General features: G+C 61.6%; 15 protein-coding genes, 1 tRNA gene and 1 pseudogene. 14 read left to right on the top strand and 3 right to left on the bottom strand.

Features of this window, described 5'->3' with window-relative positions; all coding sequences use genetic code 11:
- The 14 genes from tuf to AO692_RS32020 form a co-directional block, all read left to right on the top strand.
- Positions 1–1,176 (top strand): elongation factor Tu (gene tuf, locus AO692_RS32085; protein WP_054311475.1); only part of this gene is annotated, 1,176 nt, incomplete at its 5' end.
- Positions 1,177–1,404: 228 nt separating this feature from the next.
- Positions 1,405–3,060 carry a hypothetical protein gene (locus tag AO692_RS32080; protein ID WP_152980055.1) on the top strand — a complete coding sequence of 552 codons (1,656 nt, stop codon included), beginning with the start codon at positions 1,405–1,407 and terminating at the stop codon, positions 3,058–3,060.
- Between the two features lie 75 nt (positions 3,061–3,135).
- Complete coding sequence (locus AO692_RS32075) at positions 3,136–3,615, top strand: group II truncated hemoglobin (protein ID WP_054314109.1); 480 nt, start codon at positions 3,136–3,138, stop codon at positions 3,613–3,615.
- A 42-nt stretch (positions 3,616–3,657) separates the two neighbouring features.
- Positions 3,658–4,209 carry a putative glycolipid-binding domain-containing protein gene (locus AO692_RS32070; protein ID WP_054314108.1) on the top strand — a complete coding sequence of 184 codons (552 nt, stop codon included), beginning with the start codon at positions 3,658–3,660 and terminating at the stop codon, positions 4,207–4,209.
- Positions 4,210–4,318: 109 nt separating this feature from the next.
- Positions 4,319–4,394, top strand: a tRNA-Trp gene (locus AO692_RS32065).
- A 359-nt stretch (positions 4,395–4,753) separates the two neighbouring features.
- Positions 4,754–4,957, top strand: coding sequence for a preprotein translocase subunit SecE (secE, locus tag AO692_RS32060; RefSeq protein WP_054314107.1), 204 nt, complete (start codon positions 4,754–4,756; stop codon positions 4,955–4,957).
- 27 nt (positions 4,958–4,984) lie between these two features.
- Positions 4,985–5,524 carry a transcription termination/antitermination protein NusG gene (nusG, locus tag AO692_RS32055; protein ID WP_054314106.1) on the top strand — a complete coding sequence of 180 codons (540 nt, stop codon included), beginning with the start codon at positions 4,985–4,987 and terminating at the stop codon, positions 5,522–5,524.
- Between the two features lie 171 nt (positions 5,525–5,695).
- Positions 5,696–6,124: a 50S ribosomal protein L11 gene (rplK, locus tag AO692_RS32050; RefSeq protein ID WP_024927083.1), complete on the top strand. Its 429-nt coding sequence runs from the start codon at positions 5,696–5,698 to the stop codon at positions 6,122–6,124.
- A 4-nt stretch (positions 6,125–6,128) separates the two neighbouring features.
- The gene (gene rplA, locus AO692_RS32045; RefSeq protein ID WP_054314105.1) at positions 6,129–6,827 is read left to right on the top strand and encodes a 50S ribosomal protein L1; all 699 of its coding nucleotides are present in this window, start codon (positions 6,129–6,131) and stop codon (positions 6,825–6,827) included.
- Positions 6,828–7,218: 391 nt separating this feature from the next.
- Entirely contained in the window at positions 7,219–7,737 is a 519-nt protein-coding gene (gene rplJ / locus AO692_RS32040; RefSeq protein ID WP_054314104.1) for a 50S ribosomal protein L10, read from the top strand.
- 51 nt (positions 7,738–7,788) lie between these two features.
- On the top strand, positions 7,789–8,166 hold the full coding sequence (rplL, locus tag AO692_RS32035; RefSeq protein ID WP_054314103.1) for a 50S ribosomal protein L7/L12: 378 nt from the start codon (positions 7,789–7,791) through the stop codon (positions 8,164–8,166).
- A gap of 228 nt (positions 8,167–8,394) precedes the next feature.
- The gene (rpoB, locus tag AO692_RS32030; RefSeq protein WP_054314102.1) at positions 8,395–12,531 is read left to right on the top strand and encodes a DNA-directed RNA polymerase subunit beta; all 4,137 of its coding nucleotides are present in this window, start codon (positions 8,395–8,397) and stop codon (positions 12,529–12,531) included.
- Positions 12,532–12,659: 128 nt separating this feature from the next.
- Positions 12,660–16,856 (top strand): DNA-directed RNA polymerase subunit beta', encoded by a 4,197-nt coding sequence (rpoC, locus tag AO692_RS32025; protein WP_054314101.1) that lies wholly within the window; start codon positions 12,660–12,662, stop codon positions 16,854–16,856.
- 130 nt (positions 16,857–16,986) lie between these two features.
- Positions 16,987–17,478 carry a hypothetical protein gene (locus tag AO692_RS32020; RefSeq protein ID WP_054314100.1) on the top strand — a complete coding sequence of 164 codons (492 nt, stop codon included), beginning with the start codon at positions 16,987–16,989 and terminating at the stop codon, positions 17,476–17,478.
- Here AO692_RS32020 and AO692_RS32015 read toward each other — a convergent pair.
- The 3 genes and pseudogenes from AO692_RS32015 to istA form a co-directional block, all read right to left on the bottom strand.
- Positions 17,475–17,888, bottom strand: a pseudogene (locus AO692_RS32015) (glycosyltransferase family 2 protein); the annotation flags it as partial. The gene AO692_RS32020 and the pseudogene AO692_RS32015 overlap by 4 nt on opposite strands.
- Before the next feature lie 146 nt (positions 17,889–18,034).
- Entirely contained in the window at positions 18,035–18,790 is a 756-nt protein-coding gene (istB, locus tag AO692_RS32010; protein ID WP_054310052.1) for an IS21-like element helper ATPase IstB, read from the bottom strand.
- A gap of 14 nt (positions 18,791–18,804) precedes the next feature.
- Entirely contained in the window at positions 18,805–20,340 is a 1,536-nt protein-coding gene (istA, locus tag AO692_RS32005) for an IS21 family transposase (RefSeq protein WP_054310055.1), read from the bottom strand.
- Positions 20,341–20,509: the final 169 nt, after the last annotated feature.

Below are 20,509 nucleotides of genomic sequence, written 5' to 3'. Positions count from 1 at the left end.
ATGGCAAAAGGTAAATTCGAGCGTACGAAGCCTCATGTGAACATTGGCACGATTGGTCACGTTGACCACGGCAAGACGTCGCTGACGGCGGCGATCACGAAGTATTTCGGCGAGTTCAAGGCCTACGATCAGATTGACGCTGCTCCGGAAGAGAAGGCGCGCGGCATCACGATTTCGACGGCGCACGTCGAGTATGAGACGCCGACCCGTCACTATGCGCACGTCGACTGCCCCGGCCACGCCGACTATGTGAAGAACATGATCACCGGTGCTGCCCAGATGGACGGCGCGATCCTGGTTGTTTCGGCTGCCGACGGCCCGATGCCGCAGACGCGCGAGCACATCCTTCTGGCGCGCCAGGTTGGCGTTCCTGCGATCGTTGTGTTCCTGAACAAGGTCGACCAGGTCGACGACGCCGAGCTTCTGGAGTTGGTGGAGCTGGAAGTTCGCGAGCTTCTGTCGAAGTACGAGTTCCCGGGCGACGACATTCCGATCGTCAAGGGCTCGGCGCTTGCTGCTCTCGAAGACTCCAACAAGGAGATCGGCGAGAACGCGGTTCGCAAGCTGATGGAAGAGGTTGACGCCTACATCCCGACGCCGGAGCGTCCGATCGACAAGCCGTTCCTGATGCCGATCGAAGACGTGTTCTCGATCTCGGGCCGCGGCACGGTTGTGACGGGTCGCGTCGAGCGCGGCATCGTCAAGGTCGGCGAGGAACTGGAGATCGTCGGCATCCGTCCGACGGCCAAGACGACCTGCACGGGCGTTGAGATGTTCCGCAAGCTGCTGGACCAGGGCCAGGCCGGCGACAACATCGGCGCGCTGCTGCGCGGCGTTGACCGTGAGGGCGTTGAGCGCGGCCAGGTTCTGGCCAAGCCGGGTTCTGTGAAGCCGCACAAGAAGTTCAAGGCGGAAGCCTACATCCTGACGAAGGAAGAGGGTGGCCGTCATACGCCGTTCTTCACGAACTACCGTCCGCAGTTCTACTTCCGCACGACGGACGTGACGGGCATCGTTTCGCTGCCGGCCGGCACCGAGATGGTGATGCCTGGCGACAACATCACCGTTGACGTCGAGCTGATCGTGCCGATCGCCATGGAAGAGAAGCTGCGCTTCGCTATCCGCGAAGGCGGCCGCACGGTTGGTGCAGGGATTGTTGCTTCGATCGTCGAATGATCGAAGCGAACGATACCGTCGCCACCAACCGAAATTAACAACTGGCGAGGCGCGAATGCGCCTCGCGGCAGGCGCCGGCATCGTCGCTTCCATCGTCGAGTAATCGGCGGTCTAGCTGAAAAGAAGAAAAGGGCGGTCTTCGGACCGCCCTTTTTGTTTGCGTTGTCGCGACCTACTTGCCCGCCGAACAAGCCGGTGGCAGAAATGTCGTGGGCGGAGGCAACGTCGTTGAAAAAAGAGTGGTTTGAAGGCTCATTCACCTTCTTGCCTTTCCTTTTCTGTTTCTGTCTCATGCTTTTTTCCGCGACCTTGGTCGTGCCCGCACACGCAGCGCAACAAGCACAAGCGAGTGGGCCTTCCCAACCGATGCGTTTCGCGGTCGTCCGAAGTGGTGCCTATTCGTGCGAACCCAATTGTCCCGAATGGATATGGGCTGAAGGCGACATCGGTCCTGGTACGGCGGTGCTTTTCAAGCGGTTTCTCAAGAAGCTTGGAGGTCGCAAACTGCCGATTGTTCTCCAATCACGCGGTGGCGATCTCAACGCCGCGCTAGCGATGGGGCGAATGATCCGGCAGCGGGGCCTTGATGTTGCTGTAGGCTACACGACATTCACTACCTGCGCGCCAAGGCAGAGTGGGTGTGATGCCGAGAAGAAGGGCGGTTATAAAGGTGTCGCTGCAGCTGGTTTTGCTTACTGTTACTCGGCTTGCCCCTTGATCCTGGCGGGGGGTACGAGACGCTTGGTCGGTGCCTGGGCTCAACTCGGCGTTCATCAAGTCACCACCACCTATAGACAGCAACTCATCACCTACAGAATTACGACCCGTATCGTGAAGGGTAAGAAAATTGTCACGAAGAAAGTCGTCGGGCGTAAAAGCAAGGGCACTTTTTCTACAACGGACATGAGCAAAAAGCTGCGTCGCGACCTGGTGGCTTACCTGGCCGAGATGGGGATAAGTGCTCAGATCGTTGAACCCATCAACAATACGCCTGCCTCGGACATACTTGTGCTCACGCAGGACGAGATGTTGAAACTGCGGTTGATCACCAGTGTTGATCAGGTCGATGCCCTGACTTCGCCCGCAATATGCAAGACGGCCTCGCCATCGGTGAACTGCAGACAGCTACCGGTTGCCCCTGCAGTTGCCGCTGCCTCTCCAACTACTGTCCAGTCACCTCCAAGGGGCATATCGCCTGGCGTTACGGGGCAAGCAATGCGCTTTGCCATCGTTCGCTCCAGCGAAAGCGGCTGCGAGCCGGTTTGCCCGGAATGGATATCCGCCGAAGGCGTCATCAGAGCAGAAACGCCAGGATTGCTGGAAAAGACTTTGAACAGCGTCAAGGATAAGCGGTTGCTGGTGGTGCTTACATCCTCAGGCGGCGACGCGGAGGCTGCAATGGCGATTGGCCGGATCATCAGGAACCACGGCTTGTCCGTCGCACTGGGCAAGACGAAGTTCTCCGGTTGTGAGCCAAGCCAAGGGGACTGCTCGGGAGATGGCGAGGGTTTTTCAGGGCGTGCCGGATCTTACGAAGGCTATTGTGCAGCGGAATGCGCATTGGTTGTTATCGGGGGGGCACAGCGGTTTGCAGCGAGCGGGGCAATCGTTACCCTTCGTCGCAAGGGAACTGAAGCGAGTAAGGACCTCGAACAGCGACTTGCGCAGTACCTGGCAGAAATGGGGGTCGACAATAAGCTTCTTGTCGCGATGCAGGCACCTCCAGGTGCGGGTTTTGATCCTCCCACGCCGGCGGAGATGGAGGCGTTGAAGCTCATTACGAACACGGCAGATGTCGAATATTTGACTGCAGCGGCACTTTGCAAAGACCCTCCGGCCTCAGAAGGTTGCACCGCACGTCCATTACAGTCAGGCAACGACTAACCGCATTGCCAGGTTGCCGCGAGGGTGGATGAAGGCAATGATGAACTGGTTTGAGGATGATCAAAGGAGGGGATCATTTCCAGTGCCGTACCCACGCTTTACGATTGGGCCGGTGGCTCCGAACAGCTCAATCGGCTGACCGCGACCTTCTATGACAAGGTCGCGAAGGATCCCATTGTCGGACCGGTGTTCCGCCACATGTCGCCGGACCATCCCGCCCATGTCGCGGCCTTCATCGGCGAAGTCTTCGGCGGACCCAAGACCTACTCCGAGAAGCATGGCGGGCACCGCGAGATGGTGATGCACCATCTCGACAAACATCTGACCGAGGAGCAGCGCCGTCGCTGGATCGGCCTTCTGACGGATGCGGCGGACGAGATCGGCCTGCCGGACGATCCGGAATTCCGCTCGGCCTTCGCGGCCTATATCGAATGGGGCTCGCGGCTGGCGAAGATGAACTCCAATCTGGGCGCGACCTGCGATCCCGAGGAGGAGCCGATGCCGCAATGGGGCTGGGGGGTGCCGGGCGGCCCCTACAAACCGCCGGCCGGCTAAGGCATACTCGGCCGGCATTGCAGTCAGGGAGCAGGTCGGCCGATGGCTAGGGCGATCGTCGCGCGATGGCAGGAGTGGGGCGGCAGCGGCACGCAGCATCTGGTGTTGAGCGACAACCGTGATGGGATGTCCGTCGATGCCGTTGCGATTTCGTCGGATCCACACCCCTTCGCCGCGCGCTACCGGATCACGATCGATGCTGACTGGCTGATGCGCCGCCTGGAGGTCTCGTTGGTCGGTCGCGAAGACGTTTTGATCCTGGAGGCGGACGGCAAGGGACACTGGACGGTAAGCGGCCGGCCGATGCCGGCACTGGACGGCGTATTGGAGCCGGACCTGTCGGTAAGCCCGTTCACCAACACACTCCCGATAAAGCGGCTTCGCCTTGCCAAGGGTGAGAGCGCGGAAATCCGCACCGCCTATGTTTCTGTGCCGGCGCTCGAGGTCTTTCCGGACCCTCAGCGCTACACTTGCCTGGAAGAGGGCTGTCGCTATCTCTATGAATCGCTGGACAGCGATTTCCGCCGAGAGATCACGTTTGACGAGCACGGCCTTGTGACGGATTACCCTGGGCTGTTTCGCAGGCTTTTCTGATTTGAGCCGGCTTGCCGCTCGCCGTGTGATTTGCACGAAAGCTGCTCTTTACAGACGGCACGGAAGCTTCTAGGAAGCGCCTGCCGCGCAGATGATGCGTTGCGACTTTAGGGGTATAGCTCAGTTGGTAGAGCGGCGGTCTCCAAAACCGCAGGTCGCGGGTTCGAGCCCTGCTGCCCCTGCCAGTTTTCCAATTCCCAGTTTTCCAGATTCCGTGAGAGTGCAGCTCTTGAAATGGGCGCAACCCTTGCCATATGAGCGTTTTTCGGGCATAAGGGCGCCCATAGCCGGGACGGAACGACTGGATGGTTCCGATGCGGCGTTTGGCCATAAAGCGGAAGCTTGCCACTTGCGTGGATCAAGAATCGGTTTTATGTAGACACGACAGACACGCGGCGCGTGGAGCTGGGAAGCCAGCTTTGCGCGTCTGATTTGCATGGATCGAAGGCTTGCTGATTCGGCTGGATCTTCGGTTTTGCGGCACGTCCCGGCCAGCGGGATCATCCAGGAGGCTCGGTCAACGGGTCTTGAAAGCAGAGCGGACATGGCGTCGAAGACAACCAATCCTTTCGTCTTCCTTCAGCAGGTGAGGGCGGAGACCGCCAAGGTCACCTGGCCTTCCAGGCGGGAAACGATGATTTCGACGGTCATGGTCCTGGCCTTCGCGGCGATCGCCATGATTTTCTTCTTTGCTGCCGACCAGATCATGGGTCTGGCGGTCGAGATGATCCTCGGCATCGGCAAGTAAGACCACCACGACGGGGATAATTGATAGATGACTGCGCGGTGGTACATCGTTCACGCTTATTCGAACTTCGAAAAGAAGGTCGCTGAGGACATCGAGAACAAGGCCAAGCAGAAGGGCCTGTCGGAGCGCATCGAGCAGATCGTGGTTCCGACCGAGAAGGTTGTCGAGGTGCGTCGCGGCAAGAAAGTTGACGCTGAGCGCAAGTTCTTCCCCGGCTACGTGCTGATGAAGGCGGATTTGAACGATGCCGTTATCTCGCTGGTGAAGAACACGCCGCGCGTTACTGGCTTCCTCGGCGAAGACAAGCATACGGCCAAGCCGATGTTCATCACCGAAAAGGAAGCCGAGCGCATCCTGCATCAGGTGCAGGAGGGTGTGGAGCGGCCGAAGCCGTCGGTCACCTTCGAGATCGGCGAGCAGGTGCGGGTTTCGGACGGGCCTTTTGCCTCGTTCAACGGCTTCGTCCAGGAAGTGGACGAAGAGCGCGCCCGCCTCAAGGTGGAAGTTTCGATCTTCGGGCGTGCTGTGCCTGTCGATCTCGAATTCGGTCAGGTCGAAAAGGGCTGACCGGGTTTCTGCCCTCTCTCGAGGGTGGAAGAGGTGGCGCTGAAAGTGCTGCCGTGAACGGGTGGGAGGTGAGGGCGGCTTAGCCGGCCGAACGAGCCGAACCACCAGACTGCAACCGCCGGCGTCATCCTTGAACCAAGGGAGCCGGCATGACTGAAGGCAGGAAAGAGTATGGCTAAGAAAGTAGCGGGCCAGCTCAAGCTCCAGGTTGCCGCGGGTTCTGCGACTCCGTCGCCCCCGATCGGCCCGGCGCTTGGTCAGCGTGGCATCAACATCATGGAATTCTGCAAGGCGTTCAACGCGCAGACGCAGGAGCTGGAGAAGGGTTCGCCCATCCCCGTCGTCATCACCTACTATCAGGACAAGTCGTTCACCTTCGTCATGAAGACGCCGCCGGTGAGCTATTTCCTGAAGAAGGCCGCTAACTTGAAGTCGGGCTCGAAGGAGCCGGGCAAGGTGAAGGCCGGCACGATCGCCCGCGACAAGGTGCGCGAGATCGCCGAGAAGAAGATGAAGGACCTGAACGCCAACGACGTGGAAGCAGCGATGCGCATGGTCGAAGGCTCTGCCCGTTCGATGGGCCTGGAAGTGGTGGGCTAAGACGATGGCAAAGATTGCAAAGCGTGTAGCCAAGACCCGCGAAGGCATCGACCCGAACAAGGCTTATGGCCTGGGCGAGGCCCTGCAGATCCTCAAGGATCGCTCGAAGGTGAAGTTCGACGAGACTGTCGAGATCGCCATGAACCTCGGCGTCGATCCGCGCCATGCAGACCAGATGGTCCGCGGCGTGGTCAATCTGCCGAATGGCACGGGCAAGAATGTGCGTGTTGCTGTGTTCGCTCGTGGCGACAAGGCCGATGAGGCCAAGGCTGCTGGCGCCGATATCGTGGGTGCCGAGGAACTGGTCGATATCGTCCAGAAGGGCACCATCGATTTCGATCGCTGCATCGCCACCCCGGACATGATGCCGCTGGTCGGCCGTCTGGGTAAGGTGCTCGGCCCGCGTGGCATGATGCCGAACCCGAAGGTTGGCACCGTGACTGCCGACGTCGCCGCCGCCGTCAAGGCATCGAAGGGCGGCGCGGTTGAGTTCCGCGTCGAGAAGGCCGGTATCGTGCATGCTGGCATCGGCAAGGTCTCGTTCGAGGTCAAGGCGTTGGAAGAAAACATCCGCGCCTTCGCCGATGCGGTCACCAAGGCCAAGCCCACGGGCGCCAAGGGCAACTACGTCAAGAAGGTGTCGGTCACCTCGACGATGGGTCCTGGCCTCAAGCTGGACGTCGCCACCTTGGTAGTGGCCTGAGATGTTTAATGCAGATCGGCGCCTAAAGCGCTGGTCTGCCTGAAGAATTCCGGTTCCCACGCAGGTGGGGACCGGATGCCGGAAATCGAAAGAGATCCGGCATCCTGTCCGAGATTGCAGGCGGCCTAGTCCCGAAAGGGCGGACCTTAATTGAACGGCCTGCATGAGACGGGGTAGGACCCGACACCGGAGCTTCGGCTCCATGGAAGGTTCGAACCGTGTTTGCCTTTTGTCTGCGCACCGCGCCGGGGAAACCTGTCGGGTGTGGCGAAAGGGGGCAGGATCCTCGAGCGCCGTTCGGGAGATCTGGATTTCTGGATAGCCCGCCCGGCAAAAGGCAACCCGACCACCGTTCCCGCAAATGGGAAAAGTGGTCAACTGGAGATAGGCAGTGGACAGAGCGGAAAAACGCGAACTCGTCACGGACCTGAACGACGCCTTCAAGGGCGCCGGCTCAGTGGTCGTGGCCCACTATGCCGGTATCACCGTCGCGCAAATGAACGATCTTCGCACGAAGATGCGTCAGGCCGGCGGCACCGTCAAAGTCGCGAAGAACCGCCTCGCCAAGATCGCTCTTCAGGGCACGGAATCCGAAAGCATCATCGAGCTGTTCAAGGGACAGACGCTGGTCGCCTATTCGGATGATCCGGTTACGGCGCCGAAGGTCGCGTCCGATTTCGCCAAGGGAAATGACAAGCTTGTCATTCTCGGCGGCGCAATGGGTACGACCGCGCTCAATGCCGACGGTGTGAAGGCGCTTGCCTCGCTGCCGTCGCTCGACGAGCTGCGCGCCAAGCTGGTTGGCATGATCGCCACCCCGGCAACCCGGATCGCTCAGATTGTCAATGCACCGGCGGCCTCGGTCGCCCGCGTCATTGGCGCCTATGCCCGGAAGGACGAGGCGGCGTGAGGCCGTTCCTCATCACAACAACACGTTCGAACCTTATAAAGGAAAATCAAAATGGCTGATCTCGCAAAGATCGTTGACGACCTCTCGAGCCTGACCGTCCTCGAGGCGGCTGAACTCTCGAAGCTCCTGGAAGAGAAGTGGGGCGTTTCGGCCGCCGCTCCGGTGGCTGTTGCTGCTGCTGGCGGCGGTGCCGCTGCTGCTGCTCCGGCCGAGGAGAAGACCGAGTTCGACGTCATTCTTGCTGCCGCTGGCGACAAGAAGATCGAAGTCATCAAGGAAGTGCGCGCCATCACCGGCCTGGGCCTCAAGGAAGCCAAGGACCTGGTCGAGGCCGCTCCGAAGCCGGTCAAGGAAGGCGTGGCCAAGGCCGACGCAGAGAAGATCAAGGCCCAGCTGGAAGCAGCCGGCGCCAAGGTCGAGCTGAAGTAATTCAGGGTTTCGGTGGACGGCATATGCCGTCCACCGGTCCTGAAGGGACGTTCTGGAAACCTCTTTCCTGAGGGCCGAAATCCGGCTTTCAGGAAACGGGTTTTCAACCGTTCTGGCCCGGCGCCGCGAGGCGAAGGGCAGCCGAAGGGACCGCCGGGCGGAGGCGGTTGAGAATTGCAAGGCAGGTCGAGGCGAATGCCTGCCCCAAGAGCTAGCCAAGGAGCGACGATGGCCCAGACGCAGACTTTCAATGGCCGCAGACGCGTACGCAAGTTCTTCGGAAAGATCCCGGAAGTTGCGGAGATGCCGAACCTGATCGAGGTTCAGAAGGCCTCTTATGATCAGTTCCTGATGGTGGACGAGCCGAAGGGTGGCCGTCCGGACGAAGGGCTGCAGGCCGTTTTCAAGTCGGTGTTCCCGATTTCCGACTTTTCCGGCTCTTCGATGCTGGAATTCGTCAAGTACGAGTTCGAAGCACCGAAGTTCGACGTTGACGAGTGCCGTCAGCGCGACCTGACCTATGCCGCGCCGCTCAAGGTGACGCTGCGCCTAATCGTGTTCGATATCGATGAGGATACCGGCTCGAAGTCCATCAAGGACATCAAGGAGCAGGACGTCTACATGGGCGATATGCCGCTCATGACCATGAACGGCACCTTCATCGTCAACGGCACCGAGCGCGTCATCGTCTCGCAGATGCACCGCTCGCCGGGCGTCTTCTTCGATCACGACAAGGGCAAGTCGCATTCGTCGGGCAAACTTCTGTTCGCCGCGCGCGTCATCCCGTATCGCGGCTCGTGGCTCGACATCGAGTTCGACTCGAAGGACGTCGTGCACGCCCGTATCGATCGTCGTCGCAAGATCCCTGTGACGTCGCTCTTGATGGCGCTCGGCATGGACAGCGAGGAGATCCTGTCGACCTTCTACAACAAGATCACCTACAAGCGTACCGGCGACCACTGGCGCATCCCGTTCAGTGTAGACCGTTTCCGCGGCCTGAAGGCCGTGAACGATCTGATCGACGCCGACACTGGTGAGATCGTCGTCGAGCAGGGCAAGAAGATCACCGCCCGCCAGGCGCGCCAGTTGGCCGACAAGGGCCTGAAGGCGATCAAGGCGGTCGACGAGGATTTGCTTGGCAGCTATCTGGCCGAAGACATCGTCAACTACGCCACCGGCGAGATCTTCCTCGAAGCCGGCGACGAAATCGACGACAAGACCCTGAAAGTGCTGCTGGGCACGGGTGAGACCGAGATCCAGATCCTCGACATCGACCACATCAATGTCGGTGGCTACATCCGCAACACGCTCAACATCGACAAGAACGAAAGCCGCCAGGACGCGCTGTTCGATATCTACCGCGTCATGCGCCCGGGCGAACCGCCCACGCTCGAGACGGCTGAAGCCATGTTCAATTCGCTGTTCTTCGACAGCGAGCGTTACGACCTGTCGGCCGTCGGCCGCGTGAAGATGAACATGCGTCTGGAGCTCGACGCCGAGGACACCGTGCGCGTGCTGCGCAAGGATGACATCCTCGCCGTCGTCAAGACGCTGGTCGAGCTGCGTGATGGCAAGGGCGAGATCGACGACATCGACAATCTCGGCAACCGCCGCGTGCGTTCGGTTGGCGAACTGATGGAGAACCAGTACCGCGTCGGCCTGCTGCGCATGGAGCGCGCGATCAAGGAACGTATGTCCTCGATCGAGATCGATACGGTCATGCCGCAGGATCTGATCAACGCCAAGCCCGCTGCTGCCGCGGTGCGCGAGTTCTTCGGTTCCTCGCAGCTGTCGCAGTTCATGGACCAGACCAACCCGCTCTCCGAGATCACGCACAAGCGTCGTCTCTCGGCGCTCGGACCTGGCGGTCTGACCCGCGAGCGCGCCGGCTTCGAAGTCCGCGACGTTCACCCGACGCACTACGGCCGTATCTGCCCGATCGAAACGCCGGAAGGCCCGAACATCGGTCTGATCAACTCGCTGGCCACCTTTGCCCGCGTCAACAAGTACGGCTTCATCGAAAGCCCGTACCGCAAGATCGTCGAGGGCAAGCTGACCGACGAGGTCGTCTATCTGTCCGCCATGGAAGAGGCCAAGCACTATGTTGCCCAGGCCAACGCCGAGCTCGACAAGGAAGGCCGTTTCGTCGACGAATTCGTCATCTGCCGTAACGCCGGCGAAGTGATGATGGCGCCGCGCGAAAACGTCGACCTGATGGACGTGTCGCCGAAGCAGATGGTGTCGGTCGCCGCCGCGCTCATCCCGTTCCTCGAGAACGATGACGCCAACCGTGCGCTGATGGGTTCGAACATGCAGCGTCAGGCCGTGCCGCTGGTGCGCGCCGAGGCTCCGTTCGTCGGTACCGGCATGGAACCGATCGTTGCCCGTGACTCCGGCGCTGCCATCGCGGCTCGCCGCACCGGTATCGTCGACCAGGTGGATGCGACCCGTATCGTTATCCGCGCTACCGAAGATCTCGATCCGGGCAAGTCTGGCGTCGACATCTACCGCCTGATGAAGTTCCAGCGCTCGAACCAGTCGACCTGCATCAATCAGCGTCCGCTGGTGAAGGTGGGCGACCCCATCGAGAAGGGTGACATCATCGCCGACGGTCCTTCGACCGATCTCGGCGATCTGGCGCTCGGCCGCAACGTGCTCGTCGCGTTCATGCCATGGAACGGCTACAACTACGAGGACTCGATCCTCCTGTCCGAACGTATCGTCGCCGACGACGTCTTCACCTCGATCCATATCGAGGAGTTCGAGGTCATGGCGCGCGACACCAAGCTCGGGCCTGAGGAAATCACGCGCGACATTCCGAACGTTTCGGAAGAAGCGCTGAAGAACCTCGACGAAGCCGGCATCGTCTACATCGGTGCGGAAGTGCAGCCGGGTGACATCCTGGTCGGCAAGATCACGCCGAAGGGCGAGAGCCCGATGACGCCGGAAGAAAAGCTCCTGCGCGCCATCTTCGGTGAAAAGGCGTCCGACGTCCGCGACACCTCCATGCGCATGCCGCCCGGAACCTTCGGCACCGTCGTCGAAGTGCGCGTCTTCAACCGCCACGGTGTGGAGAAGGACGAGCGCGCGATGGCGATCGAGCGCGAGGAGATCGAGCGTCTGGCCAAGGACCGCGACGACGAACAGGCGATCCTTGATCGCAACGTCTACGCGCGTCTGTCCGATGTGCTCATCGGCAAGGAGGCTATCGCCGGGCCGAAGGGCTTCAAGAAGGGCTCGACCCTGGCCAAGGAAACGCTGGACGACTATCCGCGTTCGCAGTGGTGGCAGTTCGCCGTGGAGAACGAAAAGCTCCAGAGCGAGTTGGAAGCCCTGCGCGGCCAGTACGACGACTCCAAGAAGGCGCTCGAGCAGCGCTTCATGGACAAGGTCGAGAAGGTGCAGCGCGGTGACGAGATGCCTCCGGGCGTCATGAAGATGGTCAAGGTCTTCGTGGCCGTGAAGCGCAAGATGCAGCCGGGCGACAAGATGGCCGGCCGTCACGGTAACAAGGGCGTGGTCTCGCGCATCGTTCCGGTTGAGGACATGCCGTTCCTCGAGGACGGCACGCATGCCGACATCGTGCTCAACCCGCTGGGCGTGCCTTCGCGCATGAACGTCGGCCAGATCCTGGAGACACACCTGGGCTGGGCTTGCGCTGGCATGGGCAGGAAGATCGGTGAGCTGATCGAAGCCTACAAGGGCGGTGGCGATATCAAGCCGCTGCGCCAGACGATCGAGCAGATCATCCCGGCCAACGACCGCAACGAGCCGGTCCGCGAATATGACGACGAATCCATCGTTCGCCTCGGCGAACAGATGAAACGCGGCGTCTCCATCGCGACCCCGGTGTTCGACGGTGCGCATGAGGTCAACATCAACGAGATGCTGGAGCAGGCTGGCCTGCACACTTCCGGCCAATCTCAGTTGTATGATGGCCGCACGGGTGAACCGTTCGACCGCAAGGTGACCATGGGCTATATCTATATGCTCAAGCTTCACCACCTGGTCGACGACAAGATCCACGCCCGTTCGATCGGCCCGTACTCGCTCGTTACCCAGCAGCCGCTGGGCGGCAAGGCGCAGTTCGGCGGTCAGCGCTTCGGCGAAATGGAGGTCTGGGCTCTGGAAGCCTACGGCGCCGCCTACACGCTGCAGGAAATGCTGACCGTGAAGTCGGACGACGTGGCTGGCCGTACCAAGGTCTACGAAGCGATCGTCCGTGGCGACGACACCTTCGAAGCGGGCATTCCCGAGAGCTTCAACGTTCTCGTCAAGGAAATGCGCTCGCTGGGCCTCAACGTCGAGCTCGAGAACACCAAGGTCGAGAACGCTCCGCAGAGCCTGCCGGACGCGGCCGAGTAAGACGGCATACAGCGGGCGCGGAGTTTTCCGCGCCCGCCTGAGATTTTCCGGCTCAGGCCGGGTTTCGCGAGCGGTGGCTCGCAGTCACATGCAAAGGGGTTTTCGAGGACCCCGAAAAGGAGAATGGCATGAACCAAGAGGTCATGAATCTCTTCAATCCGCAGGCGCCCGCGCAGGTGTTCGATTCCATTCGCATCTCGCTGGCATCGCCTGACAAGATTCTGTCCTGGTCGTTCGGTGAGATCAAGAAGCCGGAGACGATCAACTACCGCACGTTCAAGCCCGAACGTGACGGCCTGTTCTGCGCGCGCATCTTCGGTCCGATCAAGGACTACGAATGCCTGTGCGGCAAGTACAAGCGCATGAAGTACAAGGGCGTCATCTGCGAGAAGTGCGGCGTGGAAGTCACGCTGTCGCGCGTTCGCCGCGAGCGCATGGGCCACATCGAGCTCGCCGCTCCGGTCGCTCACATCTGGTTCCTGAAGTCGCTTCCGTCGCGCATCGGCACGCTGCTCGACATGACACTGAAGGATATCGAGCGCGTCCTCTACTTCGAAAACTACATCGTCACCGAGCCGGGCCTCACCGCGCTGAAGGAGCACCAGCTGCTCAGCGAGGAAGAGTACATGCTGGCCGTCGACGAGTACGGCGAAGACTCCTTCACCGCCATGATCGGCGCCGAGGCGATCCATGACCTGCTCGCAGGAATGGAACTGGAGAAGATCGCGGGCGACCTGCGTTCGGAACTTGCTTCCACCACCTCGGAGCTGAAGCAGAAGAAGCTCTTGAAGCGCCTCAAGGTGGTCGAGAACTTCATGGAATCCGGCAACCGTCCGGAATGGATGATCATGAAGGTCGTCCCGGTCATCCCGCCGGACCTGCGCCCGCTGGTTCCGCTGGACGGCGGCCGTTTCGCGACGTCCGATCTGAACGATCTCTACCGCCGCGTTATCAACCGTAACAACCGTCTGAAGCGCCTCATCGAGCTGCGTGCGCCGGGCATCATCGTGCGCAACGAAAAGCGCATGCTGCAGGAAGCCGTCGACGCTCTGTTCGACAACGGCCGCCGCGGCCGCGTCATCACCGGCGCCAACAAGCGTCCGCTGAAGTCGCTGTCCGACATGCTGAAGGGCAAGCAGGGCCGCTTCCGCCAGAACCTGCTCGGCAAGCGCGTCGACTATTCGGGCCGTTCGGTCATCGTGACCGGTCCGGAGCTGAAGCTGCATCAGTGCGGCCTGCCGAAGAAGATGGCGCTGGAGCTGTTCAAGCCCTTCATCTACGCCCGCCTCGACGCCAAGGGTTATTCCTCGACCGTCAAGCAGGCGAAGAAGCTGGTCGAGAAGGAGCGTCCGGAAGTCTGGGATATCCTGGACGAGGTCATCCGCGAGCATCCGGTGCTGCTCAACCGCGCACCGACGCTGCACCGCCTCGGCATCCAGGCATTCGAGCCTACCCTGATCGAAGGCAAGGCGATCCAGCTGCATCCGCTGGTTTGCACGGCCTTCAACGCCGACTTCGACGGCGACCAGATGGCGGTCCACGTGCCGCTGTCGCTGGAAGCGCAGCTCGAAGCCCGCGTGCTGATGATGTCGACCAACAACATCCTGCACCCGGCTTCCGGCGCGCCGATCATCGTGCCGTCGCAGGACATGGTTCTGGGTCTCTACTATCTCTCGATCGTCAACCAGAACGAGCCGGGAGAGGGCATGGCATTCGCCGACATGGGCGAACTGCAGCATGCGCTGGAGACCAAGGCCGTCACCCTGCACGCCAAGATCAAGGGCCGCTTCCGGACTGTTGATGCGGAAGGCAACGTCGTGTCGAAAATCTACGACACCACGCCTGGCCGCATGATCCTCGGCGAACTGCTGCCGAAGAACGTCAACGTGCCGTTTGAGACCGCCAACCAGGAGATGACCAAGAAGAACATCTCCAAGATGATCGACACCGTCTACCGCCACTGCGGTCAGAAAGAGACAGTCATCTTCTGCGATCGCATCATGGCCCTCGGCTTCGCTCACGCGTGCCGCGCCGGCATTTCGTTCGGCAAGGACGATATGCTGATCCCGGACACCAAGGAGAAGCTGGTCGCCGAGACCGAGGCTTTGGCCAAGGAATACGAACAGCAGTACAATGACGGTCTGATCACTCAGGGCGAGAAGTACAACAAGGTCGTCGACGCCTGGGCCAAGTGCTCGGAAAAGGTCGCGGACGAGATGATGGGCCGCATCAAGGCGGTCGAGTTCGACCCCAATGGCCGTCAGAAGCCGATGAACTCGATCTACATGATGTCGCATTCGGGTGCGCGTGGTTCGCCCACCCAGATGCGTCAGCTCGCCGGCATGCGCGGCCTGATGGCCAAGCCGTCGGGTGAAATCATCGAGACGCCGATCATCTCGAACTTCAAGGAAGGCCTCACCGTTCTGGAGTACTTCAACTCCACGCACGGCGCCCGCAAGGGTCTGGCCGACACCGCTCTGAAGACCGCGAACTCGGGTTACCTGACCCGCCGTCTGGTCGACGTGGCGCAGGACTGCATCGTCAACTCCGTCGACTGCGGCACCGACAAGGGCCTCACCATGCAGCCGATCGTCGATGCCGGCCAGATCGTCGCTTCCATCGGCCAGCGTGTGCTGGGCCGTACGGCACTCGACGATATCAACCATCCGGTCAGCGGCGATCTGCTGGTCAAGGCCGGCAGGCTGATGGACGAGCGCGACGTCGAGCTGATCGAGAAGGCTGGTGTGCAGTCCGTCCGCATCCGTTCGGCGCTGACCTGCGAGGTCCGCACGGGCGTCTGCGCGGTCTGCTACGGTCGCGATCTTGCACGCGGTACCCCGGTCAACCAGGGTGAAGCTGTCGGCGTTATCGCCGCGCAGTCGATCGGCGAGCCGGGCACGCAGCTCACCATGCGTACCTTCCACATGGGCGGTACTGCCCAGGTGGTGGACTCCTCCTATCTCGAGGCGTCCTATGAAGGTACGGTGTCGGTCCGCAACCGCAGCGTGGTCCGCAATTCCGACGGTCACCTTGTGGTGATGGGCCGCAACATGGCGATCCTGATCCTCGACGAGACCGGCAAGGAACGCGCTACGCACCGCGTCACCTATGGTTCGCGCATCTACGTGGATGACGGTGACAAGGTGAAGCGCGGCCAGCGTATCGCGGAGTGGGACCCGTATACCCGTCCGATCCTCACCGAAATCGAGGGTCGCGTAGCGTTCGAGGATCTGGTCGACGGCATTTCCGTTCAGGAAACGGCCGACGAGTCGACCGGCATCACCAAGCGCGAGGTTATCGACTGGCGGTCCACGCCGCGCGGCTCGGACCTCAAGCCGGCGATGGTTGTTCAGGATGCCAAGGGCAAGGTCGGCAAGCTGTCGAAGGGCGGCGATGCCCGCTTCCTGCTCTCGGTCGAGGCGATCCTGTCGGTCGAGCCGGGTGCCACGGTCAAGCCGGGCGACGTGCTCGCTCGTATCCCGATGGAAAGCGCCAAGACCAAGGACATCACCGGTGGTCTGCCGCGCGTGGCCGAACTGTTCGAGGCTCGCCGTCCGAAGGATCATGCCATCATCGCCGAGATCGATGGTACGGTTCGCTTCGGCCGCGACTACAAGAACAAGCGCCGCATCATCATCGAGCCGCATGACTCGACGCTGGAGCCGGTCGAATACCTGATCCCGAAGGGCAAGCCGTTCCATCTCCAGGACGGTGACGTCATCGAGAAGGGCGACTACATCCTCGACGGCAATCCGGCGCCGCACGACATCCTGGCGATCAAGGGCGTGGAAGCTCTGGCTTCCTACCTCGTCAATGAAATCCAGGAAGTCTACCGGTTGCAGGGCGTGTCGATCAACGACAAGCACATCGAGGTGATCGTCCGTCAAATGCTGCAGAAGGTGGAGATCACCGAGCAGGGCGACTCGACCTACATCCCGGGTGACCATGTCGACGTGATCGAGCTGGACGAGATCAACGAGCGCTTGATCGAGGAAGGCAAGAAGCCTGCGGCCGGCCAGCCGGTGCTGCTCGGCATCACCAAGGCTTCGTTGCAGACGCCGTCCTTCATCTCGGCCGCCTCCTTCCAGGAGACGACCCGCGTGCTGACGGAAGCTGCCGTTGCCGGCAAGACCGACATGCTGCAGGGCCTGAAGGAAAACGTCATCGTCGGCCGTCTGATCCCCGCCGGCACCGGTGGCCAGATGAGCGCGATCCGTCGCATAGCGACGCATCGCGACGAACTCATCCTCGACGAGCGTCGCAAGACGTCCGGCGCGGAAGTGGCCGAGCCGATGCTGACCGAGATGGTCAGCGCCGCGCAGTAAGCGGCGATCGAAGACTATAGAAAAGGGGCCTTTCGGCCCCTTTTTATTTGGGGAATCGTTCCGACTTGGAGCATGGTGTCGGTGTTCCGCGTCGGATGGATCGCAAGCTCGGTTTCGTTGCGAGATGGCCATGAGATATGTTGCCATGAGATGCATCGCGTTTGCCGTCGCTCTCGCACCTGCGGCGACTGCCCAGGCCGTGGCTGACGACTGGAAGCCGTACGGAAACGCGCGCTACAACTACTGGATCGATGTCCCGAGGGATTTCACGGCCATCGAGGAATCTGCAAATGGCGATGGCGGCACCGCGCGATCGCCCGACGGAAACGCCAAACTTGCCGTTTGGGGCAGCTATCCGAGCGAGGGCGGTTTTGCGAAGGACGTGAAATGGCGCATCGGCCAGGAAGAGGCTGAAGGTTGGTCGGTTGCCTACCAGCGACGGAAGTCCAACTGGGCGGTATGGTCGGGCTCGAAGGGCGATCGCGTCTACTACGAACGCGCGATCCCGGTCTGCAACGACGCCGTCGCATACTTCCGCCTCGAATATGACAAGGCACGAGCGAAAGCATTCGATCCAGTTATCGGCCGCCTGGTGAAATCGTTGCGCGGCGGAGACTGCTAACCCATCGCGCGTCTGATGCCTTTCGACAGCCGGGTGAGAAATTTTGGTCGGGACGCGGCGACCAGCTTCCAGGATAGGACCGTCCTTGCCTGCTGTCTCGGCAGCAGGCCGACTGCCATGAACCACGCGGCCTGGGCGGCGCGCCGGCGTAACGAATACTGCATGTCGAAGCTGGCAGTGGCGCCTGCGGTGGCCAGGCCAAGACGTGAATCTCCAGGCATCGGATGCAGGACTTCGTCGAAGCAGAGCGAGGCCAGTCGCTCCTCGAGATGAAACGGATCGCGCAACGCCGGATTGCCTTTGAGTTTGAGCCCGACAGCCTTCGTCTCGGCAGAAAGTGCGTTCAGCCGGTGAAGGTCGTGCTCGACGCGCCAGCGCGCGCGCTTGGCGAGTTTGCCGCCGAATACTGCGAATTCCGACGAAGCCGGCCAGTGATTCCGAACAATCACCGGCCACCCATTCCGATTTCATTCCGGCCGGGATTCCGATTTGAAGCCGGCCACCTTTGGACATCACCTGGGTCGTTGTTGAGGTTTGGTTCGAGTTTCGTTTCGGGTCAAGCCTGAGCGGTTTGCGGCATGGCGACGGCTCGCTGTTTTCGCATGCTCTCGCCACCCAGTTCGATGCGGTAAGCATTGTGCACGAGGCGGTCGAGAATGGCGTCGGCGATGGTGGGATTGCCGATGATCTCGTACCAGCGATCGACGGGAACCTGGCTGGTGACGATGGTCGAGCGCCGCTCGTATCGGTCCTCGATGATCTCGAGGAGATCACGGCGCTGATCGTCGCTGAGCTTTTCGGGGCCCCAGTCGTCGAGGATGAGCAGATCGGTCCGGGCCAGCGCCTTCAGCATCCGGGCATAACGGCCGTCGCCCCGTGCTAGGGCAAGAGCGGCGAAGAGCCGTGGCGCGCGATGATAGGCGACGGAGAAGTCCTCGCGGCAGGCCTTGTGGCCGAGGGCACAGGCAAGCCAGCTCTTGCCGACGCCGGCCGGTCCTATGATCAGGAGCCCATGCCGCTGGCGGATCCAGTCGCAGCCAGCGAGCTTGAGGAACAGCGCGCGGTCGAGGCCTCGCTCGGTACGGAAGTCGACATCTTCGACCTGCGCATCATGACGCAACCTTGCCGCGCGGGCACGGGCTTCGAAGCGCTTCTGGCGGCGAAGTGTCGCTTCCTGCTCGAGCAGAATGGCGAGCCATTCGCCATGATCGAGGGTGCGCGCTTCCGCTTGGGCGTCGAGGTCCTGGAAGCCTTTGGCCATACCGTGCAGGCCAAGGTCGCGCAGCATGTCGAGGGTGGGATGGGTCAGCATGATCTGTTGTCTCCTCAATGGAAGTAGCCGGGACCACGCAGATTGGCGTGATCGATGATGGCGCCGGCACCGGCACCGGCTCGGGCGGCCTTGTGGTTGGTGATGAGGGCGGCGATGCTCTTGCAGGTCAGCCCGCCGATCTCGACGGCACGCGCCGAGACCGCCTCGGCGCGTTCATGGCTGAGATCGCGATAGAGGCGCAGAACGCCCAGGCATGTCCGGAAACCCTGTTCGGGATGCGGGCGGCTTGCCAGAATGGCGATGATCAGGCCTTCCGTCTGCGGCCCGATCGACGCCGCCCAGCGGCGGAAGCGCATCGGCGTCCACTCGGCGTAGCGGCGATGAGAGCTGGGCATGTGATCGGGGTTGGTGCCGTAGCGGCGACCGCCATAGCGGCGTTGGTGAACGGCGACGCGCTTGCCGCGATGGAAGATCTCGATCGTCCTGCTCGTCGCGCGGATATCGACCTGCTGACGAATGAGGCCATGCGGCACGGAATAGAAGAAGTCCTTGAACTCGACATGGTAGTCAGTGGCGACGCGCGCCAGACGCCATTCTGCAAACTCGTAGCCCTGCACCGGCAGGCTGGTCAGAACGGGTCGTTCCACGGTCTCGAACAGATGGCGGCGGCTGACACCGAGGCGGCGCATGACATGGTCGTTGATGCGATCGAGCGCCCCGGCGATCGCCGCGTTGGCCTCGGCCAGCGAGAAGAAGGTCTGCCGCCGCAGCCGGCCGAGGATGCAGGTCTGGGCAAAGCGAACCCCGTTCTCGACCTTGGCCTTGTCCTTCGGCCGTCGCGGCCGAGCCGGCAGCACGCCGACACCATAATGAGAGGCCATCATGCCGTAGCTGCGGTTGATCTCGGGGTCATAGAAGGAGGCATGATTGACGCCGGACTTCAGGTTGTCGGGCACGATCAGGCGCGGGACACCGCCGAAGAAGTTGAACATGCGCACATGCGCGCCGATCCAATCCGGCAGCGCCTGCGTCCAGGTCGCTTCCGCATAGGTGAAGCCCGACGCCCCGAGGACGCCGACGAAGATCTCCGCCTCGCGGATCTCGCCGGTCAGCGGATCGGCGATCGAGAGCTTCTTGCCGGAATAGTCCACGAAGACCTTGTCGCCGACGACATGTTCCTGGCGCATGGTCGGCGACAAACGCTTCTCGAAGCCGCGGAACAGGTCACAGAAACGACTGTAGCCGTAGCCACCGGGGTGGACGGTGCGATACTCCTCCCACAGGAGCATCAGCGTGACGCCGGGCTTCTTCAGCTCCAGCGCAAGATCCGCCCAGTTCGGCTCGGGCAGGCGGCGCTGGCCCTGCCTGACCCCGGCGCGAGCAAACAGCCGGTTCTCCAGCGCATCGTCGGTTAGGTCGCCAGACAGCGGCCAACGCAACCCCGCCGCGGTCGCGCGCTTCAGATTGTCCTGCACGGTGCTGCGCGCGATGCCCAGCATCTGCGCGATCTCGCGGCTGCTCGTGCCATCGCCGGCAAGCCGCAGCATCTGTCGTAATTGTCTCATGGTCAGCCTTCTCTTTGCCGGCATCGCCCGTCCCTTGTTGAAAAGGTCCGTCATGCCAAAGTTGCTGACCCAGGTGGTGCGTCTTCAGTCCCTCAAAGCGGCCGGATATTGATCGGAATGCTGGCCGGCTTCATTCCGGAATGGTGGCCGGCTTCAAGTTGGAATGCCCGGCCGGATAACGTCGGAATCCGCA

Origin of the sequence: Mesorhizobium sp. 1M-11 (genome assembly GCF_001303895.1) — a bacterium.
Lineage (GTDB): Bacteria > Pseudomonadota > Alphaproteobacteria > Rhizobiales > Rhizobiaceae > Mesorhizobium.
This window is presented reverse-complemented; position numbering and strand designations above follow the sequence as displayed.